The 23969-nt window shown below is 64.3% G+C and carries 21 protein-coding genes and 1 tRNA gene; 5 read left to right on the top strand and 17 right to left on the bottom strand.

Annotated features, from left to right (window positions below; all coding sequences use genetic code 11):
* Window positions 1-26 precede the first annotated feature (26 nt).
* From ACXYMR_RS12820 to ACXYMR_RS12800, 5 genes are all read right to left on the bottom strand, one after another.
* On the bottom strand, window positions 27-1658 hold the full coding sequence (locus ACXYMR_RS12820; RefSeq protein ID WP_458943280.1) for a lysozyme: 1632 nt from the start codon (window positions 1656-1658) through the stop codon (window positions 27-29).
* Window positions 1659-1735: 77 nt separating this feature from the next.
* Complete coding sequence (locus tag ACXYMR_RS12815) at window positions 1736-2716, bottom strand: Kelch repeat-containing protein (protein ID WP_458943279.1); 981 nt, start codon at window positions 2714-2716, stop codon at window positions 1736-1738.
* Between the two features lie 46 nt (window positions 2717-2762).
* On the bottom strand, window positions 2763-4154 hold the full coding sequence (mgtE, locus tag ACXYMR_RS12810; RefSeq protein WP_458943278.1) for a magnesium transporter: 1392 nt from the start codon (window positions 4152-4154) through the stop codon (window positions 2763-2765).
* A gap of 163 nt (window positions 4155-4317) precedes the next feature.
* Window positions 4318-4404 (bottom strand) — tRNA-Leu (locus ACXYMR_RS12805).
* A gap of 76 nt (window positions 4405-4480) precedes the next feature.
* Window positions 4481-4729, bottom strand: coding sequence for a FliM/FliN family flagellar motor switch protein (locus ACXYMR_RS12800; RefSeq protein WP_458943277.1), 249 nt, complete (start codon window positions 4727-4729; stop codon window positions 4481-4483).
* Between the two features lie 82 nt (window positions 4730-4811).
* On the opposite strand from ACXYMR_RS12800, the gene lipB reads away from it, so the two are divergent.
* Window positions 4812-5492 (top strand): lipoyl(octanoyl) transferase LipB, encoded by a 681-nt coding sequence (gene lipB / locus ACXYMR_RS12795; protein ID WP_458943276.1) that lies wholly within the window; start codon window positions 4812-4814, stop codon window positions 5490-5492.
* Here lipB and ACXYMR_RS12790 read toward each other — a convergent pair.
* From ACXYMR_RS12790 to ACXYMR_RS12775, 4 genes are all read right to left on the bottom strand, one after another.
* On the bottom strand, window positions 5489-5959 hold the full coding sequence (locus ACXYMR_RS12790) for a DUF805 domain-containing protein (protein WP_458943275.1): 471 nt from the start codon (window positions 5957-5959) through the stop codon (window positions 5489-5491). The two genes, lipB and ACXYMR_RS12790, sit on opposite strands and share 4 nt — an antisense overlap.
* A 32-nt stretch (window positions 5960-5991) precedes the next feature.
* A complete protein-coding gene (locus ACXYMR_RS12785) occupies window positions 5992-6525 on the bottom strand; it encodes a DUF805 domain-containing protein (protein WP_458943274.1) in 534 nt (177 codons plus the stop codon).
* Window positions 6526-6555: 30 nt separating this feature from the next.
* Window positions 6556-8565, bottom strand: a complete 2010-nt coding sequence (locus ACXYMR_RS12780) for an acetyl-CoA carboxylase biotin carboxylase subunit (RefSeq protein WP_458943273.1) — start codon at window positions 8563-8565, stop codon at window positions 6556-6558.
* Window positions 8566-8669: 104 nt separating this feature from the next.
* Entirely contained in the window at window positions 8670-9119 is a 450-nt protein-coding gene (locus ACXYMR_RS12775; RefSeq protein ID WP_458943272.1) for an ion channel, read from the bottom strand.
* Window positions 9120-9183: 64 nt separating this feature from the next.
* Here ACXYMR_RS12775 and ACXYMR_RS12770 point away from each other — a divergent pair, with 64 nt between their 5' ends.
* The 3 genes from ACXYMR_RS12770 to ACXYMR_RS12760 all read left to right on the top strand — a co-directional run bounded on the left by ACXYMR_RS12770 (window position 9184) and on the right by ACXYMR_RS12760 (window position 12136).
* A complete protein-coding gene (locus tag ACXYMR_RS12770) occupies window positions 9184-10056 on the top strand; it encodes a hypothetical protein (protein ID WP_458943271.1) in 873 nt (290 codons plus the stop codon).
* Window positions 10057-10169: 113 nt separating this feature from the next.
* A complete protein-coding gene (locus tag ACXYMR_RS12765; protein ID WP_458943270.1) occupies window positions 10170-10646 on the top strand; it encodes a DUF302 domain-containing protein in 477 nt (158 codons plus the stop codon).
* Between the two features lie 218 nt (window positions 10647-10864).
* The gene (locus ACXYMR_RS12760; protein ID WP_458943269.1) at window positions 10865-12136 is read left to right on the top strand and encodes a mechanosensitive ion channel; all 1272 of its coding nucleotides are present in this window, start codon (window positions 10865-10867) and stop codon (window positions 12134-12136) included.
* 63 nt (window positions 12137-12199) lie between these two features.
* Here the strand turns inward: ACXYMR_RS12760 and ACXYMR_RS12755 are convergent, their stop codons facing one another.
* The 4 genes from ACXYMR_RS12755 to ACXYMR_RS12740 form a co-directional block, all read right to left on the bottom strand.
* On the bottom strand, window positions 12200-12628 hold the full coding sequence (locus ACXYMR_RS12755; protein WP_458943268.1) for a hypothetical protein: 429 nt from the start codon (window positions 12626-12628) through the stop codon (window positions 12200-12202).
* Window positions 12629-12685: 57 nt separating this feature from the next.
* Window positions 12686-15808 (bottom strand): efflux RND transporter permease subunit, encoded by a 3123-nt coding sequence (locus ACXYMR_RS12750; RefSeq protein WP_458943267.1) that lies wholly within the window; start codon window positions 15806-15808, stop codon window positions 12686-12688.
* Complete coding sequence (locus tag ACXYMR_RS12745) at window positions 15805-16938, bottom strand: efflux RND transporter periplasmic adaptor subunit (protein ID WP_458943266.1); 1134 nt, start codon at window positions 16936-16938, stop codon at window positions 15805-15807. The genes ACXYMR_RS12750 and ACXYMR_RS12745 overlap by 4 nt, the downstream gene beginning before the upstream one ends.
* Before the next feature lie 124 nt (window positions 16939-17062).
* Window positions 17063-18595 carry an acyl-CoA carboxylase subunit beta gene (locus tag ACXYMR_RS12740; RefSeq protein WP_458943265.1) on the bottom strand — a complete coding sequence of 511 codons (1533 nt, stop codon included), beginning with the start codon at window positions 18593-18595 and terminating at the stop codon, window positions 17063-17065.
* Between the two features lie 141 nt (window positions 18596-18736).
* Between ACXYMR_RS12740 and ACXYMR_RS12735 the strand changes: the two genes are divergently transcribed.
* Window positions 18737-19822: a GNAT family N-acetyltransferase gene (locus ACXYMR_RS12735; protein WP_458943264.1), complete on the top strand. Its 1086-nt coding sequence runs from the start codon at window positions 18737-18739 to the stop codon at window positions 19820-19822.
* Window positions 19823-19838: 16 nt separating this feature from the next.
* Here the strand turns inward: ACXYMR_RS12735 and ACXYMR_RS12730 are convergent, their stop codons facing one another.
* From ACXYMR_RS12730 to ACXYMR_RS12715, 4 genes are read right to left on the bottom strand one after another with little or no spacing between them, the layout of a single operon-like run.
* A complete protein-coding gene (locus ACXYMR_RS12730; RefSeq protein WP_458943263.1) occupies window positions 19839-21074 on the bottom strand; it encodes a DUF445 domain-containing protein in 1236 nt (411 codons plus the stop codon).
* A 27-nt stretch (window positions 21075-21101) separates the two neighbouring features.
* Window positions 21102-21770: a 2OG-Fe(II) oxygenase gene (locus ACXYMR_RS12725; protein ID WP_458943262.1), complete on the bottom strand. Its 669-nt coding sequence runs from the start codon at window positions 21768-21770 to the stop codon at window positions 21102-21104.
* 52 nt (window positions 21771-21822) lie between these two features.
* On the bottom strand, window positions 21823-22587 hold the full coding sequence (locus ACXYMR_RS12720; protein WP_458943261.1) for an ATP12 family chaperone protein: 765 nt from the start codon (window positions 22585-22587) through the stop codon (window positions 21823-21825).
* A 14-nt stretch (window positions 22588-22601) separates the two neighbouring features.
* Window positions 22602-23927, bottom strand: coding sequence for a hypothetical protein (locus ACXYMR_RS12715; RefSeq protein ID WP_458943260.1), 1326 nt, complete (start codon window positions 23925-23927; stop codon window positions 22602-22604).
* Window positions 23928-23969 lie beyond the last annotated feature (42 nt).

Here is a 23969-nt window from a genome sequence, read left to right as displayed (position 1 = left end):
TCGCGGGGCGACGGCTCGGTTGCGGCTCAGGCCCCGCTCTTGCCCATTTTCGCCGAACGCCCCAGCCAGATCGCGACCAGCTGCCAAGCCGCTGCAATACTGAGAAAACCTCCACCGAGAAGGAAGATTGCCTCGCGGGTCAGGTCGCGCTCGGCCCATATCCGCGTCAGATCGCCCCACACACCCATCGCGCCGATTGCACTGACCACAACGCCAGACACCAGGGCCACTGCGAACGGCCAGACCTCTTCGTCGTGACGCGGCAGCGGCTTCTCCATGTGCTCATGCACATCCGCAGCCAGATCGCGCGGCGTGAAATCATCGCTCTCGATCAGCGGGTCATCGCCGGCAACCAGCGGATCATGATGGCTGGCAAGCCCGGCCGAGCCTTTTCGTTGGCCGGGCTCCCCAGCCACTTCACCAACCGCACCAGAACTGGCAGCAGGCAGCTCGGCAGGATGCGGCAGCTCGGCTTGTCCGGCTTCCGCCATGGCCTGTTCGACGATCTCGGTTACTGCGGCCTCCGCCGGGCGCGGTTCGGCCGCCCGGCCCGGGATGTGGGCTTGGTCCTCGACGGCGATATCCGCCGGAATCGGATCCACCTGCGGCAGGTCGATGTGGGTCAGGGCATGCCCGAGGCGCAGACCAGCCGGCAGTTCCGCCACGGGCGCAACATCAGTGGGCGTTCCCGGTCCGGGTTCGATGTCCGGGGTCGGGTCGGGCTCAATTTCCGGAATCGGATCGGTATCCGGTAGCGGCTCGCGGTTGGGATCGATCTCCGGTCCGGGCGCCGGGTCAGGGTCAATCTCCGGAATCGGTTGCGGCTCGACCTCCGGCGTTTCGAAAGGCGGGATCTCCGGGTCCCCGGCACCGACGGTTTCAGTGTCTCCAGCCTCGACCAGCGGCCCGGCTTCAGCCATCGGCTCGGCGTCCGCGATTTCGGTATCCATCCGCGCCGTGACCTGGTCCACGACGTTCGCCTGAACCGCCGGCACTGCCTCATCATCGTCGGCGACCAACTCCGCCTTGGCTTCCGGAGGCATGGCCTCGACGGCGGCCAGAATACGGGCGATCTCGGCTTCCGCCTCGCGGCGGCTGGCAAGGTGACGGGCGGATGGGGGCGGCGGCGGAGGCGCCGGGCGCGCTGTCCCACCGGCGGCCGCGCTTTCCAGCTGTCTTTCCTCGGCCGGGTGTTCGACCTTTATGACCAACTCGACCGGCTGGCTCGCTTTGTCCAGCCGGCGCGGCGCACTGGCGGAAAAGAAATGTGCGCTCTCAGCCTCGCGGCGCGGATTGGCGACGTCACCATCAGCCGCAAGAGCTTCACCGGCGGCAGCCACCCGGCCCTCATAGAGATAACGGGCCACATCGGTTTCACGAAACGCCTTGGGCCCTATATCGTGGACATAGGAGATCAGCGCATCACGCTGGCCCCGCGCCAGAGGTTCGCGGCAGATATCATCGAGCGCTTCCTCGGCCTGCATAACGTCGTAGATGAGGAGCAGCTCGGCTTCGTCGCGGCTCACCTCGACCCCGGCCCTCGCCGCCGCGCGGTGCCCGAAACCCACAACCCATCGGCCGTCAGGCGCCTGCTCTGCGCGCGGACGGAATGTTTCATGCCGCTTGATCAGCTCGCGGGCAGCAGGTGAGGATTTCAATCGCGGTTTCATCGTGTTCCGTTTCGGTACGGCGCTCGGGTCATGATTTCTTCCCCTGCAAGGCTGGCGCCGTCCGTTCAGCTGGCCTCTTTGACGAACACGTCAGTACTGTCGATGGCAGTAAATGGCGCCAGGAAGCCCCCGCCGGTTCCTCCACCGACAAGATAAATCCCGCCTTCCAGCACGGCCGCCTCAGCCCCGGTGCGCGGCGATGGCAGGTCGGCTTCCCGGTGCCAGCTGGCTTCGCCCGGGGTCCAGGACAGGTGCGTCTGCAATGTGGTCCGGGCGTCGGCACTCCGGCCACCCAGGACATGCAGCCGCCCGGCATGGACTGCCACGGCCGAGCCGGAACGCGCCTCCGGCAACACCGGTCCGCTCTCCCAGCTGTCAGTCACAGGATCATAGACGTCGACCCGGTCACTGGTACCGGCATCATCGCGGCCGCCAAGAACGTAGAGCCGACCATCGAGCGCCGCCACGGCGGCAGCGCGCCGGGTCACGCCGGCCGGGATATCGATGCTGTCCCAGCTACGCGCCTCGGCGTCAAATACATGCATCTGGCCATCATCCGTGAGCCCGCCGACCGCGTAGAGCCGGCCGTCGAGCGCAACCAATGACACGTCGGCCTTGGCCGACGGCATCGCCGCCTCGCTCTGCCATACATGTCCCATCGGCGACCAGGACCACACGCCGGCACTCGGACCGACCTGCCCTTCGCCGTCGGGGGCATATCCACCAGCGACGTAAATCCGTCCGCCCAGAGCCGCCATGCCAAATTGTTCCAGCCCGCGCGGCAGCGGCGTCTCCGGCAGCCAGCGGTCGAGACCGGCATCATAACTCTCGAAATCTGCGTGCGGAACGGTCAGGCCGGACCCGCCGGCCGCATAAAGCTTGCCCTCGTGAACCACGACGCCCAGACCCGAGCGTGGCGCGTCCAGTCGCGCGGCGCTCTCCCAGCGACCGGCCACAGCATTCTCGGTCTGGGCTTCGGCTTCCGGCACTACCAGATTGCCAGCCAGTCCACCGACGATTCCCATTACTAAAAGCCAGGCACGCACTGTCTCACCTTCCACTCCGCCCCCGCAGGCCAGTCCACTATTAAGATCATAACAGGACCAGCGTCGCCAGTCCCAGGAACGCCAGGAAGCCTACAATATCGGTCACCGTGGTCACAAACACAGCCGAAGCCACGGCCGGGTCAGCCCCGGCCCTCATCAGGCCAAGCGGTACCGCGATGCCCGACAGGCCGGCGCAGGCCAGGTTCAGCACCATGGCGATTGCAATCACCCCGGCGAGCTGGAAATCCTGGAACCAGACCAAGGTTACCACGGCCATGATCACGGCAAAGATCAGGCCGTTGACCATGCCCGTGGCGAGCTCCCGCCAGACCACGCGAATGGCATTGGCCGCAGTGAGGTCGCGGGACGCTATCGAGCGCACCGCCACCGCCAGCGACTGGGTGCCGGCATTTCCGCCCATGGACGCGACGATTGGCATCAGTACGGCCAAGGCAACGATCTGCTCAATCGAGCCCTCGAACAACGCAATTACGCCGGAGGCCAGGATGGCAGTGCCCAGATTGACGAGGAGCCAGGGCGCGCGCGATCGCACCGAGCGGGTGACCGTGTCGGACAGACCTGCCTCGTTCACGCCGGCCAGGGCCAGGAGGTCTTCCTTGTTCTCGTCCTGGATGACGTGGACCATGTCGTCCAGTGTCAACATGCCGGTCAGGCGCCCGGCACTGTCAACCACGGGCGCCGAGACCAGATGGTATTTCTCGAACAGGTAGGCCACCTCCTCCTGGTCCATTTCCGGATCGACCAGGGTGCGCGGCGTTTCCATCAGTTCCAGCAGCGGCAGGCTCCTGCGAGCACTGAGCAGGCGGCAGACGGGTATTTCTCCGACCGGCCTGAAACCGGCATCGACTACAAACAGATCGTGAAACTTGTCCGGCAAGTCGTCGCCATTCTCGCGCATGTGGTCGAGCGCATGCCCCACCGTCCAGAAATCCGGCGCTGCAACAAACTCGCGCTGCATCAGTCGACCGGCGGTCTCGTCGTCAAAGGCGAGCGAGCTCTCGACCATCTCACGGTCGTAATCGGAGATTTCCGACAGCACCGCGGCGCGCGTCTCGTCGTCCAGCTCTTCGACCACTTCGGTCGCGTCGTCACTGTCGAGTGACTGGATGGCCGCAGCAAGATGCGACGTTTCCAGGTGCGACATCACGAACTCGCGCGTATCCGGCTCGATCTCGGCCAGCACGTCGCCTGTGAAGATGTCAGGGACCAGCGTCGCCAAGGCCTCTTGCTGGCCCGACGACAACTGCTCGAGCACGTCCGCGATGTCGGCCTCGTGCAGGGGCTCGAGCATGCGACGAATGGAGCCGGCATCGTTGTGGGTCAGCGCTTCGCGCAGCTCGGCGACGAATTCTGGATCCGTATCCACTCCGGAGGCGGAGTCGCCCGGGAGCTCGTCGTCGAAAGCGGTCTCACTCATCGCCATCTCCAGGAAGCTGTGTGGCCGGCCCGGCCACGCGTCGGCCCAGTCTAAACCGTGCCTGCCCCGGACCTCAATTGCGAGAACGGCAGACAGACACAGCAGGACGCAGCACGGGCGATCGGCCCGGTCAGCGTGTTTGCATCAGATGCTTCTGGATAAATGGTGCGGTCGAGAAGACTCGAACTTCCACGGGTTTTACCCCACAGCGACCTCAACGCTGCGCGTCTACCAATTCCGCCACGACCGCACGTCATGGAGGCGCGGGAGATAGCAACATACCCGGGGCTTGTGAAGGGGCAAAAGCGGCTGGCGCTGCAGTCCGCTCAGGCGGCAGCGAAGAATTCGTTGGCGTCGGCCGGGCCAGTGATCGAAACCGCGATACGATCACCCTGGATCACCACGTCACCGCGCGCGATGGGATGGTTGTTGGCGAGGATCCAGACCTGGTCGTCCTCGCCCGAATCGAGCGGGATCACCGCGCCGCGGCCCATGCGCAGAAACTGCGCGATTGGCATCTTGGAGCGGCCCAGAAGGACAGCAATTTCAATTTCGACCGCGCTGATCTGACTCACGTCACTCTCCGGGACTTGCGGGAACTCACCACAGGACCGATGTTTGGCCGATACGGTTTCCGCAGCGTTAAGATTTTCACATATGGCATTACCGCCGGTCGAATGGGCGACCTCGTCGGGCCTTGTGCCCTACCCCGCCGCCGTCACATACATGGAAAAGCGTGCGGCCTCCATCGCGGCCGGTGAGGCCGGTGAACAGGTCTGGCTGCTCGAGCATCCGCCCCTCTACACGGCCGGCACGAGCGCCAAGCCGGCCGATCTGCTGATGCCGGACCGCTTCCCGGTATACGAGACCGGGCGTGGCGGAGAGTATACCTATCACGGGCCAGGACAGCGCGTGGCCTATGTCATGCTCGACCTGAATGCCCGAGGCCGTGATATCCGCAAACTCGTCTCCGACATGGAGCGCTGGCTTTCGCTGACCGCCGCCAGCTTCGGCGTCACGGCCGGGGTGCGCGAAGGCCGGGTCGGCGTCTGGGTCGACAGGACCGGCGACCGCGAGGACAAGATTGCCGCCATCGGCGTACGCGTCCGTCGCTGGGTCAGCTTCCACGGCATCGCCTTCAACGTGGACCCTGACCTCGGTCATTTTGGTGGCATCACGCCGTGCGGCATTGCCGATCCGCGATACGGCGTGACCAGCCTCGCCGATCTGGGTCTGGACGTGTCGATGGCCGACTTCGACGCCGCCCTGCACCTCGCTTTCAGCCAGGTCTTTGGCGCCGCCCGACAGGTCGAGGCACCGCGCCTCGACGCGGCCTAGTCGATCGGCTTGCGCGGCAGCGTGTACATGTAATAGCCAAGGCCGCCATTGACGATCAGGCCGACCAGGATGCTTTGCAGCACGATGCCGGTCCGCATCGCTGAATAGCCCGGATGCAACAGGTCCGGCCCGCCGACCAGCGGCGAGATCACGAAGGCGACCAGCGCAGCAATCACGAAATAGGCCAGCACCATCGGAACCGTCAGCCAGCCTGATCGTCCGGCATCATGGAAGCGCTTCGAAAAGGTGCACACCCACGCATAGGCCAGTACGAGGTAGGCAAAGAAGCCGACAACCGCGATCAGGCCACCGATCAGCGGCAGCAGGCTGAACAGCTGGATCAACACCCAGGCCGCGAGGATGGCCACCAGACCCTGGGCGAACTCCTGCGGTGCCAACCGGCCGTCAGACCCGAACAGAATGCGGGTGGCTTGCTGGCGGTCGATGATGAAATCCTGGGCGGTCATGGCGGCAAACTCCGACTGGTGATGTGGGCACCCTACGCCGAATCGTCAGGCCTGCCAGTCCCCTCGCCAGCCCGGTCCCGACCAGTTTCAGCGGCTTGGGTCAGGCCCTCGACGGCCGGCGCCGGGCCGTGCGCATTGGCATCAGGGTCAGCAGACGCGAGGCCCAGCCAGATCGTGTAGATCAACCAGACCAACTCGCTCAAAATCAGGAGAAAAAGAAAACTCCCGCCCGCCTGGATGAGGGAGACCGGGTTGATATCGCCCTGCGAAAGAGCGGCAATAATGGCCGCCGCGCTGACTACGAAAAGACCGAACAGAACCAGGCCCATCGAGACCAGCCAGGGCACCACGTGCCAAAATGCCGTCCGGCCCGTATCGTGCAGTCGCTTGCCGTACACGCACACGCCGACATAGATCAGCCCGAGCCAGAGCAGAGGCCCCAGTAACGGCAGAACCCCCGCCAGCACGTTGCCGACGATGATGACCGCCACACCAATCCAGTAATCCTGTGCCCCGATCCGCCCCCGCGGATCAAACAACACATATTTCCAGTCGATTTCCTGCATGGCCTCCCCCTTGCCTCGCCGGACCGTGGTCTACTCGAACTCGATCAGCAATTCGTCAGCGGCTACCGATGCACCGGCTTCGACCTTGATCGACTTGATCACCCCGTCGGTTTCGGCCCGCAGCACATTCTCCATTTTCATCGCCTCGACGATGATCAGCGGCTCGCCGGTCTTCACCTCCTGGCCTTCCTCGACCTCGAGTGTGACGACCAGACCGGGCATGGGAGACACGACCAGCTTGGCCAGGTCCGGCTTTTCCTTCTCCGGCAGGATGGCATGCAGTTCGGCAGCGCGCGGCGTGCAAACGATGGCCGTGGCCGAGAATCCGCGATGACGCATCGCGTAACCTTCGGTGCGGTCCGCGAACTCCAGGGCGACCGGGTCTCCGTCAATCTCGGCCTCGAACAAGTGCTGACCCGGCCGCCACTCCGTCTTCAGACTGATGCGGTCAGACACCAGCGACGGGACCCAGATATCGGCCTCACCGTCCCCACCCAGCTCGATCTCGACTGCGATCTTGCGACCGTCGAGCAGCACAACCCAGGTCCGCGGCCCCTCAGCCGGTGCCGGCCGGATGCGCCCCTCGATCAGTGCCGCACGTCTTACAAATGTCTCGTGCACAAAGGCAGCGGCACAGCTCATGGCTATGAGCTGGCTATCACGCGGACGCGTGCCGTTGAAACCTTCCGGGAAATGTTCGGCGATATAGCCGGTGTTTATTCGCCCGGCGCGGAAATCCGCCTCGTCCAGGACCGCCGACAGGAAGGGCGCATTGGACTGCAGCCCCTCGACATGCAGCCGATCGAGGGCCTGGGCAAGCGTGTCGATAGCGATTTCGCGTGTCTTTCCGTAACCGATCACCTTGGCGATCATCGGATCGTAGAAAAGGGAGATCTCGTCACCCTCACGCACGCCGCTGTCGATACGCAGCTCGCCTTTGCCCAGCTTGCCCTCTTCTGGCATTTGGAAACGCTTGAGGCGCCCGATCGACGGCAGGAAACCGCGATACGGATCCTCAGCGTAGAGCCTGGCTTCGACAGCCCAGCCCTTGAGCGGAACTTCGCGCTGGGTCAGCGACAGCTCTTCGCCATCAGCGACCCGGATCATCTGCTCCACCAGGTCCAGATCGACCGTCAGCTCGGTGACCGGGTGCTCGACCTGCAATCGTGTATTCATTTCAAGGAAGTAGAAATTCTTGTCCTTGTCGACAATGAACTCGACCGTTCCGGCGCTGTCGTAATCGACCGCGGCAGCCAGCGCGACGGCTTCCTTGCCCATCGCTTCGCGGGTCTTCTTGTCGAGGAAGGGCGACGGCGCCTCTTCCAGAACTTTCTGATTGCGCCGCTGGACGGAGCATTCGCGCTCATTGAGATGGATCACATGGCCGTGCTTGTCGCCGAGCACCTGGATCTCGATATGGCGCGGCTCCTCTATGAACTTTTCGATCAGGATGCGATCATCGCCAAACGAGGTTTTGGCCTCGTTGCGTGCGGCCTTGAACCCCTCCTTGACCTCTTCCTCGGTGCGGGCGATGCGCATGCCCTTGCCACCGCCGCCGGCCGAGGCCTTGAGCATGACCGGAAAGCCGATCGCCTTCGCAGCCGCAAGGGCGGTGTCCGCATCCCCGATCTCGCCGTCGGCACCGGGAATCGTTGAGACACCGGCCTTGGCGGCCAGCTGCTTCGAGCGGATCTTGTCCCCCATCGCCTCGATGGCGTTGACGTTGGGGCCGATCCACGCGACCCCGGCCTCTTCCAGTGCCTTGGGAAAAGCCGCATTCTCCGACAGGAAGCCGAAACCCGGATGCACTGCCTCGGCCCCGGTCTGCTTTACCGCATCGAGAATCTTCTCCAGCTGGAGATAGCTTTCACCCGGCGCCGGCGGCCCGATGAAAACGGCCTCATCAGCCATTTCCACGGCCAGACTGTCGGCATCGGCTTCCGAATATACGGCGACCGTAGCGATCCCCATGCGCTTGCAGGTCTTGATGACGCGAACAGCGATTTCGCCGCGATTGGCGATCAGGATTTTCTTGAACATGCGACCCCGACAGACTTGGAGCGGGCGATGGCCCGGGAGGGCACGGGTTTAGCGTGGCATCCGGTCCGGCGGCAAGCGTCCACACTGATCCGATCTCACCGCCATCACTCCACGCCGCCCTCGATCTCGACTTCCAGCGCCCGCATGCGCCCGATCAGGGCGACCAGGAAGGCAGTCGACCAGCCCAGCATGAGAAAGCCGACGAAAGCCTCGAGGGCTCCCACAAGGCGCCAGGGCGGCTGCAGAACCACATCGCCCTGCCCCAGCGTGGTGAAGGTCGACACCGAGTAGTACAGCGCGGTTTCCATGTCGGGAAATTCGCCCAGCCCGTAATAGGCCCAAGCATATATCCACATCTCAACGCCATGCAGCAGGAACAACCCGATCAGAACGCCGAGAATCGCCAGGCCCTGCCGAAGCCAGCCAAGCGGCCCGCGGCGGCGCGCCGGCAGGCGGATGCGCCGGAGCAGTGCGATCAGCGCTTCGAGGCCGGCCAAGTGCACCAATACCGTGGCCAGCGCGAGTCCCGCAGAAAGCATGAGGGCATCAAGCATTTTGTCCTCCCGGCTGGAAATGCCGCCAAACCCGCTTAAGATTAAACCGGAAAAGGGGATTTCTGTGAGCCACTCCGTATACAAGTACACCACGCTGGCCCGACCGTTGGAAGCTGACTATGCCAGCAACCGTGCCGTACTCATCCTGCTACCGGTCATCGCCCTGGCCCTCGCCGGCCTGGACTGGCAGCTGCGGGACGCAGAACCGGTGAACGCTCTGGTCAGCGGCCTCACCGGCGCGCTTGCCGCCTTTCTGGTCTGGGCCCTCGGACGCGAAGTGGATCCGGACCGCAATGCCAGTGCCTTTTTTGCCTTGGGTGTGGTGACCCTCTTGCTGGCGCTAGGAATCGAGCCGGCCGTCTGGACGCTTGCTTTCACACTGATGGCTACCCGCCTGGTCAATCGGACAGTAGGGCCACCAGCCAAGCCCGTCGATTTCGCCCTCGTCCTGGCTCTTGCGGCATTGGCGATCTGGCGTGATGGCTATGTCCTGCTTGGCGTCGTGGCCGCCGTGGCCATTGCCATCGAAATCCGCTTGGGCAACCGGGCGCCCGCCTACTGGTTGCTGGCGCTTGTCGGCATCGTTTTAAGCATTGTCCTGGGTGACCCCGCCGCTGTTCGCCTGGGACCAGCCAGCCTGTCGATTGCCGAACAGGCGGTGTGGGCCCTGACCCTGCTGGGCGGACTGATCCTTGTTCTGACCTGTCCGACCCCGACTTCACGCTGTGACGCCGTAGAGGCACCGCTCGAGCGCATGCGCATCCGAGCCGCCTTGCTTGTGCTCTGGCTCGCCGTTCTGGGCAGCCCTATGGCCACCGGGAGTCTGCTTGGCAGTGCCGCCCTGCTCGCCGCACTGCCGCTCTGGTGCGTGTTGATAGGCGTCATGGTCATGCGGTTGATCCACGCAGGCCCAGCCAGATCAGACAGGACCCCGTAGCGCTTCAGCGGTTTGGGCCTGTGACGATGAGCCGATCAATTTGGCGACTTCTATTGGCGCGCGTATTCGGGCAGACTTCCTTGAGCTCACGACCTGCCGACCGGGAGACCCCCATGCGCCTGACCGCCCTGATTCTTGTCCTGATCCCTGCCCTAGCTCTCACTGCCTGCCAGCGCGTGCCGAAGGCCGATGGCGTTATCGTGCGTGAAAGCCCGCACTCGGTGGCCGAAACCGTGGACCGCCTTGAGGCCCTGGCCAATTCCCTCGGCGCCAATGTTGTGGCCCGCGTCGATCATGCCGCCAACGCGGCCGGTACCGGGACGCAGATGCGACCGTCTATGGTGGTGATTTTCGGCAATCCGGCGATGGGCACACCGCTGATCGAACGCTCGCCAACCGCCGGCCTGGACCTGCCGGTCCGCGTCCTGGTCTGGCAGGACGAGGACAACGATGTCTGGCTTGCCTATACTGACCCGGAGCACATCGCTCGCCGCCACGGCATTGATCGTGAGGACAGCGCCGTCGCCCGTATGGTTTCCACCCTCAATTCCATGGCCAATTCGGTGCTCGCTGAGGACGATCGGGACTAGTCGGCCCAAGCTACGCTCCGTGATATCAAGGACCAGAAAGGCGTGCGCCGTCGCCGTACGACGGTCTCTGCGACGAGACGCGCGTGCCGATCTTTGTAACAGGCCACGCGCAGATCGTCCCGCGGCCATACTTCCGCCGGTTTCTTGCCATGTTTGCGGAACCGCTCTCGATTGGATGCGTTGAGCTTGCATCTGGATTTCGGGAGAGGGAGACGCCCGTGGAAGAGTTCTGGAACAACTTCGTCCGTCAGGTGGAAGTCTACGGACCCAACCTGCTGACCGCCCTCCTGGTGCTGGCCGGCTTCATTCTGGCCGCTTTCCTGGTCCGCTGGCTGGTCGTCACGGCGCTTGCCCGCACTGGCATGATCAAGAAGGCGTCAGAAAAGGATCCGGAGCATACCAAAGGCGTCGGACGCAGTATCGGCGCAGCGGTTTTCTGGCTCATTATCCTGATCGGACTTGTGCAGGCCTTGGCCATCGCCGGCCTGACCCGTATATCGCGCGCCCTCGATACGGTGATCGGCCCGATCATGGAGTACCTTCCGAACATCTTCGGCGCCGTCATCGTCTTCGCCATTTTCATCATTGTCGCCAATGTTGTGAAGTCGGCCCTGCAAGCCATCCTCACTTTCACGGACGGCCTGCCGCAGCGCTTCGGGCTTGCCCAGAAACCGGTACCGGTTGCCCATACATCTGCTGTTCTGGCCTATAGCGTTGTGCTGATCCTGGGGGCCATCACGGCCTTCGACATCCTCGACATCGAAGCCATTTCCGGACCGGCCAATGCGCTGTTGTGGGAAATCGTCGCCATCATCCCCAACCTGATCGCCGCGATCATCATCCTCGCCATCTTCGTCCTGATTGCCAAATTCGTTGCGGATCTGCTTAAGGACGTGCTTTCAGGCACAAGCCTCGATAGTGCGGCGCGCGAAGTCGGCATCCTCGACGGGACACCGGGCAACACCACTGCCAGTAACGCCGTTGCCAAGGTCGCGCAGTTCTTCATCGTCCTGCTCGGCCTGGTGACCGCCCTGAGCGCACTGGGCATCCCGGAGCTGACCAACGCCATGGCGACAGTGCTCAAGATGGGCGCCCAGATCATCTTCGGGGCCTTCATCATCCTGGTCGGCCTGGTCATAGCCAAGCTGGTCGCCAAAGCGATGGCGGCAACCGGCTCCGGCAGCAGCGATGTCGCCGCCACGGCGGTGAAATGGATCATATCCATCCTCGCCGTCATTCTCGGCATTTCCCGCATGGGGCTCGACCCGTCCGACGATGGCAGCTTCGTCCTCGACGCGGCGCGCATCCTGCTCTTGGGCGCCTCGGTGGCCGGCGCTATCGCATTCGGCTGGGGCGGTCGCCACTGGGCGGCCCGCCAGCTGGAGCGTTTCGCTCCCGACACCCAAGCGGAGAAGCCGGTAAAGCCTTCAGCAAAACCACGCGCTTCCCGCGCCAAAAAGTCCCCCCCGCCGGACGCCCCCCAGGGCTAAATCCCTCCGGCCACACGCGATCCGGCCCGTCTCCCCACACCGGAGAGGCGGGCCGGACGCGATTCAGGCCGGCTTCTCGTTTTCAGGTATTCGCTTCTGACGCCTGACCAGGAAGAAGAACCAAACGGCCGCCAGATAGCACATCACCGTCATGACCAGCACCGCACGCGGGATCATCGCCATGCTGTCCGGCCTGTCGGCCCGCACCGGCCCGAGCCAGCCCAACTGGCTGGCTTCTATCTGTCCCATGGCATGCAAATGGGCGCCGAGCCGGGCGAAATCCGAGTATACCGACACCAGTTCGTTGATGAAGCCGCCGGCAAACAGGCTGAATATGGTCAGCACGATCGCTGACTGGGCACGATTGAGCTTGTGGGCAAAGAACCAGCTGATCGCCACCATGGCGGACATGATCGCCAGGTAATTGGCGAATGCGGTCTGAGCCGCCTCGGCAAACATCACGAACAGCGCCGCTGCTTCATATTCGCTCATCATCCCCTCCCCGGTTGACGGGATAAGGATGGCATGGCGAGGGCGGGGCTTCCAGCTTTACTCCGCCGCCGTCTCGACCGCTTGCCCACCGGCTTCCGCGGCCTCCTGCTCAAGCTTTCTGGACATCCAGTTCGGTGTCTTGGTGAAGCGACCGAGCACCGAATAGGTGACCGGGATCACAAACAGGGTGAACAGGGTGGCGACGGTCACGCCGGCAAAGATGACTACACCGATAGTGATCCGGCTCTCCGCGCCCGGCCCGGAGGCGATGACCAGCGGAAACGCCCCGATGGCGGTCGACAGACCAGTCATCAGAATGGGCCGGAAGCGCGTGACAGACGCTTCGATGGTCGCTGCGGCGAGGTCGCGCCCGTCTTCGCGCAACTGGTTGGCGAACTCGACGATGAGGATACCGTTCTTGGCCGCCAGGCCGATCAGGATCACCAGACCGATCTGTGAGTAGATATTGAGGCTGGAACCGGCGAGCTCGAGGCCGAACAGCCCACCGGCAATGGCCAGCGGCACGGTCAGCATGATGACGAGGGGTTGGATCAGGCTCTCAAACTGGGCCGCCAGCACCAGGAAAACGATCAGCAGGGCCATGCCGAAGGCAAACAGCAGGGCCGTGTTGGCTTCAAGGAATTCCTTGGCACCGCCGAGATAGGTGGTTGTCATGCCGGGAGCCAGCTCTCGCACGGCCCAGTCGTCAAGCCAGCTGACCGCTTCACCCAGGGTGTAACCTTCGGCCAGGGTGGCCGAGATCGTGATGGCTCGCTGCCGATCGACCCGGTTGCGCGATGACGCTTCGCCGACCTCGCGCACGCTGACGAGGTTGGAAAGCGGGATCAACTGCCCGTCGCGACCGGTCACATACAGGCTTTCCAGGTCCTGAGCGCTGGCCCGATCCTCGCGTCGGTTTTCCATCACGACATTGTAGGCCTCGCCGCGGTCGATGAATTGGCCGACGCGACGCGACCCCAAGTGGGTCTGCAGGGTCTGACCGATATCGGCGACCGAGACATTCAGTGCCGCCGCCCGCTCTCGGTCGATGTCGACCACCAGGCGGGGACTGGTCGGCTCGTAATTCTTGCGTGCCCGCACCAGATTCCGATTGTCCGCCTGGATCGCCGCCAGCAAACGCTCGGCTTCCGCGTCAATGACGTCATAGTCCGGGCCCTGGAGCACAAACTGGATGTCGTCACCCCCGCCGCCACCACCGAGCGAGGACCGCATGGAGGCAAAGGCGCGCACACCCGTGAGCTGACCGAAGCGGCCATTGATCTCACCGACGATTGCCTCGCCCGAGCGACGTTCGTCCCACGGCACCATGGTGCCGATAACGATGCCGGAATTGTACCCGGAGCCGCCCCAGCCCGGGGAAATCACCAAGGTCCGACGCAGCTCGCCGGCTTCCAGATAATCGAGCAGTACGGCCTCGACCTCATCGGCCTGCTCCGACATGTAGTCGAAGCTGGCGCCTTCCGGTCCCGAGAAGAAGCCGAAGAACGACCCGCGATCTTCCGGCGGCGTAAGTTCCGAAGGCAGACGGTCGAGCATGAACAGTGAACCGCCGAATGCCAATGCGATCACCGGCACCAGCCCGAGCGGCCAGCGCAGGGCAATCTCCAGGCTGTCGCGGTAACGATCCCGCAGGTAGCGAACACCCGTGTCGACCCATTTCGCCACGCCTCGTGCCTCGGAGGACGGCTTCAGAAGCTTTGAGGCCATCATCGGCGACAGGGTCAGCGCCACGAAACTGGAAAGGATCACCGCGGCGGCAATGGTCAGGGCGAGCTCGGTGAATATCCGGCCGATGAAGCCCGGCAGGAAGACCAGTGGCACAAACACCGCAACCAGTACTGCCGTCGTGGCGATCACCGCAAAGAACACCTGGCGCCCACCGCGCAACGCGGCCAGGGCCGGGCCTTCACCGAGGTCAATCCGGCGCTGGATGTTCTCGAGCACCACGATCGAGTCATCGACCACGAGGCCGATGGCCAGGACCAGAGCCAAAAGGGTCAGGATATTGATGGAGAACCCAGCCAGCGACAGCGCCGCGAAGACGCCGATCAGGCATACCGGTACGACCGCCGCGGGGATGATCGCCGCACGCAAGGAACCGAGAAACAGATAGATGACCAGCACGACCAGGGTGGCGGCGACCAGCAGGGTGCGCCAGACTTCGCGAATGGATTCCTCGATGAACACAGTATCGTCCGAGGCCACGATCAGCTGCATGCCTTCCGGCAGGCCCGGCCGGATGCGGTCCGCCTGGGCGGCAATGGCATCCGCCACGGCAACCGAATTGGCCTGGCTCTGGCGTACGAAGCCCAGTCCGATCATGTTTTGGCCATTGCCCCGGAACAGGGTACGTGGTTGCTCAGCCTCCAGCACCACATCCGCCACCTCGCCAAGCCGGGCCACGTGTCCCAGCGCGCCGCTGGTTACCGGCAGGCGCGCGAAGCTTTCCGGATCGGAAAACAGACGCTCGACCCGGACCACAATCTGGGTGTCCTGGGTCTCCACCGACCCACCCGGCACTTCGACATTTTGGCGCCGCAGGGCCTGGTCAATATCGCTCACCGTGATGCCGCGTGCCGCCATGGCCTGCGGGTCGAGCCAGATCCGCATCGCATAACGGCGCTGGCCACCGATCCGGACCTGTGCCACCCCGTCAATGACCGAGAACCGGTCAAGCAAAGCCCGCTCGGCATAGTCCGACAGCTCCTCCGACGTCATGCGGTCGGACATCAGCGAGTACCACATGAACGGGCGCGCATCGCTGTCCTGCTTGCGGACTTCGACATTTTCCACGTCCGGCGGCAGGCGGTCGATGATGCGAGAGACGCTGTCACGCACATCATTGGCCGCGGCTTCGATGTTGCGGCTCAGCGAGAAGGTGATGGAGATGCGCGCATTGCCGTCGCGCGAGGACGAGGTGATCGTCTCGACGCCATCAATGCCGGACAACTGGTCCTCGATGATCTGGGTGACGCGGTTCTCGACGACTTCCGCATTGGCTCCCGGATAACCGGCCGACACGGACACCACCGGTTGGTCGACATCTGGCAGCTCGCGGAGCGGCAATCCCCGCAGCCCCAGAACCCCGAAGACCACGATCAGGGCGCTGGCCACAAAAGCCAGGACCGGTCTGCGGACGGCAATGTCAGAGAGCGTCATGGCTGCCTCGAGGCGGCGATACCGGCCGGGGCGCCACTGCCGCCGCCATCGCTGGCGGGCCGGGACATGTCTTCGGCAATTGTGACCGGCGCGCCGTCGCGGACACGGTGAACGCCTTGCCCGACAATCTGCTGACCGGCCTCCAGTCCGCGAGTCACTTCAACCAGGCTTCCCTGGCGCCGCCCCAGCTCAACCACTTGCTGGCGCACAACGTGGCCGGATTCACCGTCTTCGACCACATAAACGAAGCTTTGCTCGAGGTAGCGGGTGATGGCCGAGCCCGGGATTGCCGGATTATCGCGAATATCGCGCCTGACCTCTACCGTCATAAGCTGACCGGGTCGCAATCGGCCGTCCGAATTATCTATCTCGGCCCGCACCGTGACGGCGCGGGTAACCCGGTCGATGCGGCTGTCGATTTGCGCGATTTCACCGCTAAACACTTCGCCCGGCCAAGCCGATGTCTGTGCGTCCACCCGCAATCCCGGCTCCAGGTTGGACAGAAAGCGCTCCGGGATCGTGAAATCCAGCTTGATGACGGACGTATCATCAAGGGTGGCGATGGCATCACCCGGGCGGACCAGGCCGCCGGAACTCACTTCACGCAAGCCGACCACCCCGGCAAACGGCGCCCGCACGATACGGTCGGCCAGTTGGGCCTCGATGGAGGTAACCCGGGCACGGGCCCGATCCCGGACCGAGCGCGCTTCGTCGAGGCGCTGTTGAGGCACCACGCCGCGCGCGATCAGGTCGCTGGTCCGGCTTAGCTCCCGGTCCGCCTCCCTCAGAGTGGCCCGGGCCTCGGCAAGGCCGGCCGCCTCTTCATTATCGGTCAGCTCGACCAGGATATCCCCGGTCTCGACCTGCTGACCGGACTCGAAATTGATGCGGGAAATTGTGTCGGACACGCGCGCCGTGATGGTCACGGTCTCGTTGGCCCGGGCCGTCCCCAGTGCTTCGACAATGTCGGCGAATTCCAGAGTGTCGACCGTGTAGGCCGCGATCGGCGTGGCACCGCCGCCCCAGCCGCGTCCGTCGGCTTCCGGCGTGGAGAGAGTACGGTAAGTGACGATCACGGTCATGGCGACCAGGACCGTCAGTGCGGCAATCAGGAAACCGGCACGGCGCATCAGTGAGCTCCTAGCGCCCCGGGACCGGCTCAGCCGCGCAGCGGGACTTGCATGGGTTGGTCTGGAAGACCCGAAGGCCTTCCTGTCCTCTACGTCACCTGCGACACTTTGGATGACTGACCGGTCACAGCGGGATGTTGTCGTGTTTCTTCCAGGGGTTTTCGGCTTTCTTGTTTTTCAACGTGCGCAGCGCGGAAATCAGTCGCTTTCGGGTGCCGTGCGGCATGATCACGTCATCGATATAGCCCCGTGCGGCCGCCACGAAGGGGTTGGCGAACCGGTCTTCGTACTCCTTGGCGTGGGCCGCCATCTTTTCGGCATCTCCCAAATCCTTGCGGTGGATGATCTCCGCCGCGCCCTTGGCGCCCATGACCGCGATCTCGGCGGTCGGCCAGGCATAGTTGACGTCGCCGCGCAGATGCTTGGAGCTCATCACGTCATAGGCACCGCCATAAGCCTTACGGGTGATCACGGTCAGCTTGGGTACGGTTGCCTCTGCATAGGCAAACAGCAATTTGGCGCCGTGCTTGATCAGCCCGCCATACTCCTGCTTCGTGCCCGGCAGGAAGCCCGGCACGTCGACGAAGGTGACCAGCGGGATGTTGAAGGCGTCGCAGAAGCGCACGAAGCGCGCCGCCTTGCGCGAGGCGTCGATGTCGAGCACTCCGGCCAGGCTCATCGGCTGGTTGGCAACAAAGCCCACCGGCGCACCGTCCAGACGGCCGAAGCCGGTGACGATATTGGCCCCGAAATCCGGTGCGATCTCGAAGAAATCCCCCTCATCGGCGACCTTCTCGATCAGTTCCTTCATGTCATAGGGCTTGTTCGGATTGCCGGGGACCAGCGTGTCGAGGCTGTCCTCCTGACGGTCCGGCGTGTCATAGGTCGGGCGTTTGGGCGCGTTCTCGCGATTGGACAGGGGCAGGAAATCGATCAGCCGCCGCAGCTGCACCAGAGCCTCGATATCATTCTCGAAGGCGCCGTCGGCGACACCGGATTTCCTGGCGTGGATCGATGCCCCGCCGAGCTCTTCATGGGTGACCTCTTCATTGGTCACCGTTTTCACCACGTCAGGTCCGGTCACGTACATGTAGGACGTGTCCTTGACCATGAAGATGAAGTCGGTGATGGCCGGCGAATAGACATCACCGCCGGCGCACGGGCCCATGATCATCGAGATCTGGGGAATTACACCGGAAGCCAGCGTGTTCTGGAGGAAGATATCGGCATACCCGGCCAGCGATGCAACGCCTTCCTGGATGCGCGCCCCCCCGGCGTCGAAAATCCCGATCACCGGCGCGCCATTCTGCACCGCCGCCTTCTGTACCTTGACGATCTTCTGGGCGTGGGTCTCGGACAACGATCCGCCGAACACCGTGAAATCCTTGGAGAACAGATAGACCAGACGGCCATTGATGGTGCCATGGCCGGTGACCACGCCATCGCCCTGGATCTTCTTCTCCGCCATGCCGAAATCATTGCAGCGATGCTCGACGAACATGTCCCACTCCTCAAAGGAGCCGGGGTCGAGCAGGAGTTCGATACGCTCCCGAGCCGACAGCTTGCCCTTGCCGTGCTGGGCCTCGATGCGCTTTTCACCGCCGCCGAGCCGTGCCGCGGCCCGCTTGGCATCGAGTTGTTCGATCACGTCTTTCATCGCATCCAGCCCTTCAAGCAGTCAGATTCCGTTGCGCGGGGATAGCAGACCCCTGCCGGTGTGCGCAATCAAGCGGAGAAGTGGATTCCGGCCCGTCGATTGCACCAAACGGTGGCAGCAGGCAAGCAGAGGTGATCGGCCATGTCAGGCTGGAACAGCCAGATAATCAGGATAGATGAGCTGACTGCCGCGCAGCAGGGCCTGTGGCGGGCCCTGCAGGCGCAAGACCGCACGCTCTCCTCGCCGTATTTCACCCTCGATTTCGCCCAGCACATGAGCCGTGTGCGGTCCGATACAGCGGTTGTCGTGCTGTCCCGCAACGGTACGACACGGGGCTTCCTGCCGCTGCACTTGCCCGCTTCCGGGTTGGCTCGTCCGCTCGGCGGACCAATGGGGGACCATCACGGCCTGATCTGCGATGACGTCGATATCGACCTTGCATCCCTCCTGCCCAGCCCCGTTTCGGTATTCAAGTTCCACGGCGCTTTGGCCAGCCAGAGCGCATTCACGAGCCTCGTCACGGGCGCCAGAGAACCTTCGTGGGTGGTCGACTTGAGCGTTGGCTACACGGCGTACAGGGCCCAGATCCGAAAGAACCACGCCAACCAGGCCCGCAGCCTCGCCAGCCGGGAACGCCGGCTGGAGGCGCTGGGTGAGCGGGTCCGGTTCCGGGCCAATGACCGGCGCCCCGACATGCTGCACCGCCTGATCCGCATGAAACGTGAGCAATATGCGGCGACCGGTGCCAATGACGTGTTCCGCGTGGATTGGTCCAACCGTCTGCTCGAGAACCTGCACGCCCAGACCGAGGGGAGCTTGCGGGGTGTATTGTCGACCCTCGAGATCGACGACAAGCTGGTTGCTGCCCACTTCGGGATCAAGTCCCAGACCGACCTGCACTACTGGTTTCCCGTCTACAATCCGGAGTTCTCACGCTACGGCCCCGGGCTCCAGCTCATTCTCCGGATTGCCGAGAACGCCCAGGCGCTTGGTATCGAGGCCATCCACTTCGGGCCCGGCGATTTCGATTACAAGCGCAATCTCGCCAATGACCGGTTCGACGTCGTACGCGGTCAGTTCGCACGGCCGTCTCTCGTCGGCGCGGGCGTTCTCGGTCTGCAAGCAGCCGATCAGCTGGCCCGCTCGCTGCCCCTCGGACGATTGTCTGATTGGCCGGGCAAGGCGTGGCGGCGGATCGACACCTGGTCGGCCCTGCACGCGTTCTGACACTGCCGACGGGGCATCACATCCAACCCGTGAGAGCGTGCAGGCTTATGCCGATCAGGCCGCCGATCAGGGTCCCGTTGAGGCGGATGTACTGCAGGTCGCGTCCGACATTGGCCTCCAGCTTCTCCACGACAGTCTGAGCGTCCCAGGAGGCAATGGTATCCGACACGATGCGGGCCACGTCAGGTCCGTGCCGCTCGGCCAGGTGTACCAGGACCGGGGTCAGCCGGGCGTTGAAGGCCGCTCGGGCTTCTGCATCATCGACGATGGCCCGCCCCAGCGTGACCAGGGCTTCGCTCACATAGCCGGTCAGACGCGACCCTTCCCCCAGTGCAGCATCGTCCAGCAGGGCGGCCTTGAGATCGCGCCAGCCCGCCTCGGCGAATTCGGCGACTGCCGGATGCCGCAGGGTCTCGGCGACGATGCGCTCGATGCGCGCCTGCATGACCGGGTCGTCCTGCAGAGCGCCGGCGAACTCGCTGACCAGCTCACCCAGGCGCACGCGGAGCGGATGCTCTGGCTCCCGCACCATTTCGTGCAACAATTCTTCGACGGCGCGGATGACCCCGTCCGCGATTCGTCGGTCCATACGGGCAAAGCGCACCAGCCTGGGCGCCTGAGCGCGGACGGCGTCGCGGATTCGCTCCTCGTTCTGCTCCAAAGCCGAGAACGCCTCGCCGAGGGCGGCATCGAGCAGGACCTGGTGCTTGCCCTGGGCCGTCAGGGCCTCGATCACGGATCCAAAGGCCGGTGCCAGGCGGGTCCCGCGGCCCTGTTCCTCGAGCCGTTCGCGCCAGAAGCGGGCCACCGCCTCGTCATCCAGGAACGCCATCAGGTCCGGCAGCGCGGCAACCAACCCGCTTGCCGTCTGTCTCGCCTGCACCGGATCGGCCATGAGACGGCCGATCTGAAGGCCCATGTCAGACCCGGCGAGGCGCGCCTCCACCAGTTCAGGGTCAAGGAAATTGTCACCGATGAAACGCCCCACGGCATCGGCAATCCGCTGTTTGTTGTTGGGGATAACGGCGGTATGCGGAATCGGCAGTCCAAGGGGGCGACGGAAGATCGCCGTCACGGCAAACCAGTCGGCCAGTCCGCCCACCAGCCCGGCTTCAGCGAACGCCCGCACATAACCCCACAGCCCCCGGTCCTCGCCCCAGACATGGGTCGACAGGAAAACCAGCGCCATCACCACCAGCGACGCCGTGGCGGCCACCCGCATGCGCATCGTCGCAGACATCGAGCTGAGCATGCCGGTGTCGGTCCTCCAGACGGCTGCCTACTGGAACGGGTTCAACTTCTTGAGGATATACTGCAGCCCGCCGCGGTTTTCCTTGCGGTCGAGCTCCTCCTGCGAGGTCAGGAATGTGGTCTGCACGACAAAACGCTCGCCTTCAAACGGCAGGTGCCCGTGCCAGGAATTGTCCGACCGCAGGAAGGCGAAAACATAGCCTGCCAGCGGCGGAACCTCCTCGGTGAAATCGTCGAAGTCCTTCGGCCCATTGAGCACGCGGATACAGCCAGCCCCCGAGCCGTCCCATTCAGCGTTGAGATAGGTCAGCATGGTCAGGATCTTGGATTTGGAGTCATTGTGGATGGGGCCGTCGGAAAGCTGTGACAGGCGTCGCACCGTGATCATGCGCGGCTTGTCGGTCAGGTCGAGGCCGAACTTGTCCGTCAGCACCTGCGCCAGTTCTGCAGAATTGAGGTCCTGCATCAGCCGCGCGAACGCGCCCTCGGCCGCCAGCTTGGACAGCGGCAGGTAACCCGGCTTGTTGATCTCCGGATAATCCGCCCTCACCTGCGCCGCTTCGTCCGTGCTCAGGGCGCCGCCCGCCACGAAATAGCTGTACGGCTCTCGCTTGACGGGCGCCTCGCGCAGGGCGCCGAAGTCGAGCAGGCCGCCCGGCCCGGTCTTGCCACTGCTCGTCTGCGCTGTGTCGGCCATGGCCACGCTCTCCTGTATCCGCACACTCAATCTACCGGGACGACCGGGCGCTTCAAGCCGACAATCCGTCGCCAAGGGCCCGCAGCACCTGCTCGCAGGCAATCAGCTCGGCCTTGAGCCCGGCGAGACGCTCGGCGGCCTCGGCATCCTCGCCCCAGTGAGACATCTGGAAGTGCTCGTCCACGGTGGACAGCGCGAACGCCTGCGCACCATCGATACGGCCTTCGAGCAAGGCCAGACCGAGCACGGCGGAACCACAGACCGCAGTCGCATGGGCCGTGGCGGTCAGCGCCAGGTCGCTGAGCTGGCCCACCCGCTCATGCACGCGCTGCAGGGCGATCGGGTCCTGGTCGACCGGCAACAGCCCGGTGGCCGGAACCAGGTGACAGCCGAGCGCCTCGTCGATCCAGGCCAGCATCGGATCCCAAGCGGCCGCCTGCGCGCTCACGAGCTCGGTGGGTTCCGGCGCGCGGAAACACAGCAGGTCGGTCGACGCATAGCGAGTGATCTCTGCCTCGGTGGCCTCACGCGCCTCGCCCATTCGGTCCAGCGCCACGAAAACGAGGCGCGTGACCGGCATGCCTGCCGCATCTATACGCTCCCCCTGCTCGCGCCATTCCCGGGCGACATGGTCCGCCAGCGCCTCGCTCGGTACATTGAGCGCTTGCCGCGCCGGCGTCTTGACCTTGCGCCCGTCCAGCAGGACCGACCAGCCATCGTCATCACTGCCGGAAATCTCGACCGTCTCGTAGAAGCGTTTCGGCCGGGCATCCTCGGCCTCGGGCAGGCGCACGCCCGGCTTGGTTTCGTAGCTCACGCTAGGCTCCGTCCCTATTGCCGCGGTGTCAGCACGTGAAAGTTCCGGTGCACCGCTTCGAGCTGCATCCTATAAAGCGCCGGGTCGATCCACTCATCCGCTGTCAGCAGTACGTGGTGGCGGCACCCCGCCCGGTAAGCCTGCTCCACTACCGGTCGGACATGACGTTCGAAGGCAGCCACGTCCATGCCGCCGCGGCTGACCGCCCGAAAGCCCTCGAAGCGCGGATCCTGGATGACTACAGGATTATCTGGGGCGGTCACGGACAATCCCTCACTTCGCAGGTGGATCTCGTAGACATAACCCTCAGCCTGGCCGGCGGCGGTCCAGCGCGTCGGCAGGCAGGCGGCCGGCTGCAGTCCGGTTTGCGGCGGCGGACCGACGCGATCCCACGGCGTCTCCACCCAACCGCCAAGCTGGCGGATCTCTGTCGCCAGCCAGCGCATCTCCTGCTCGATTTCCTGCAGCGCCACCCTGTCTACCGGGAGCGCTGCCAGCACCGCGTCCCGACGGCGCTCCAGCCGCTCATAACGCCGCTGGGCCAACACCAGCGGATCGGGTTGCAGGACCTCGACGATCTGGTGCCAGCCGGCGCGGATCAACTGCCGTGTGGGCGCGAACAGGAACAAGGCGATCACGCTGGTCAGAACCACCACGATCACCATCAGCGCCAACGCCGTGCGTGCTTCCGGGCCTTCGTCTTGGCGGCTCGGGTCCGCCCCGTCATCGCCGCGCGCCCAGCCTCTCCCATAGGCCGCCGGGCAGCGCGCGGGAAACACGTGGTCCAGCAATCTTTCGATCGCCTCGCCACTGTCGCGTTGCGGTTCGAAAGGGGCTTCATAGGCTGTGTAGTTGCGCTCTTTCCCGGCCGCCGGCCGGCAGGACCGGGTCAGGATGACCCAATGATGCAATGGCGCCTGGCGATAGACATGGGCCGCTTCCGGCGCCAGGTCTTCCAGACTGGCCGGCAGCCGGCTCGACGCCTTGTAGAATACAAAGGCCTCACCGAAACCGAGATGCCGGTTGCGACGGTCGTAGCCGCGCCTCACCTGCTCTGCCAGTCGCAGGCGCTCGCGCGGGTGCAAGCGCCGCTGCGGCAGTCGACCGACGGTGTCCCGGTCATCGGACGGCCTTTCAGCGGCCTTGAGGCAGGCGGCGAATTCGCACGCGATCCAGTATTCCTGGCTTCCGGTCCACGACACGGTCAGGCAATCCGGTTCCACGGAGGATTCCAGCTGTCGGGTTTCCCAATACCCGTCCCGCCGGGCATCGGCGGCCTGGCGCAGCTGGCTCTGGAACTCCCGAAACCGGGAATTGTCGGGCTGAGCCTTGTCGTTCACGCACCGTCTCCGCCATCGCCTGGACAGCGTGCACTATAACCC

The organism is Maricaulis sp. CAU 1757, assembly GCF_054482675.1.
The sequence above is the reverse complement of the archived record's forward strand: the minus strand, read 5'-3'. Positions and strand labels throughout refer to the sequence as shown.

Coding starts and splice junctions, on each gene's coding strand:
- mgtE (WP_458943278.1), bottom strand. CDS start 4,154: ATGAGTGAGACCGCTTTCGACGACGAGCTCCCGGGCGACTCCGCCTCC.
- lipB (WP_458943276.1), top strand. CDS start 4,812: ATGGCATTACCGCCGGTCGAATGGGCGACCTCGTCGGGCCTTGTGCCC.
- ACXYMR_RS12790 (WP_458943275.1), bottom strand. CDS start 5,959: ATGACCGCCCAGGATTTCATCATCGACCGCCAGCAAGCCACCCGCATT.
- ACXYMR_RS12785 (WP_458943274.1), bottom strand. CDS start 6,525: ATGCAGGAAATCGACTGGAAATATGTGTTGTTTGATCCGCGGGGGCGG.
- ACXYMR_RS12780 (WP_458943273.1), bottom strand. CDS start 8,565: ATGTTCAAGAAAATCCTGATCGCCAATCGCGGCGAAATCGCTGTTCGC.
- ACXYMR_RS12775 (WP_458943272.1), bottom strand. CDS start 9,119: ATGCTTGATGCCCTCATGCTTTCTGCGGGACTCGCGCTGGCCACGGTA.
- ACXYMR_RS12765 (WP_458943270.1), top strand. CDS start 10,170: ATGCGCCTGACCGCCCTGATTCTTGTCCTGATCCCTGCCCTAGCTCTC.
- ACXYMR_RS12755 (WP_458943268.1), bottom strand. CDS start 12,628: ATGAGCGAATATGAAGCAGCGGCGCTGTTCGTGATGTTTGCCGAGGCG.
- ACXYMR_RS12750 (WP_458943267.1), bottom strand. CDS start 15,808: ATGACGCTCTCTGACATTGCCGTCCGCAGACCGGTCCTGGCTTTTGTG.
- ACXYMR_RS12745 (WP_458943266.1), bottom strand. CDS start 16,938: ATGCGCCGTGCCGGTTTCCTGATTGCCGCACTGACGGTCCTGGTCGCC.
- ACXYMR_RS12740 (WP_458943265.1), bottom strand. CDS start 18,595: ATGAAAGACGTGATCGAACAACTCGATGCCAAGCGGGCCGCGGCACGG.
- ACXYMR_RS12735 (WP_458943264.1), top strand. CDS start 18,737: ATGTCAGGCTGGAACAGCCAGATAATCAGGATAGATGAGCTGACTGCC.
- ACXYMR_RS12730 (WP_458943263.1), bottom strand. CDS start 21,074: ATGCTCAGCTCGATGTCTGCGACGATGCGCATGCGGGTGGCCGCCACG.
- ACXYMR_RS12725 (WP_458943262.1), bottom strand. CDS start 21,770: ATGGCCGACACAGCGCAGACGAGCAGTGGCAAGACCGGGCCGGGCGGC.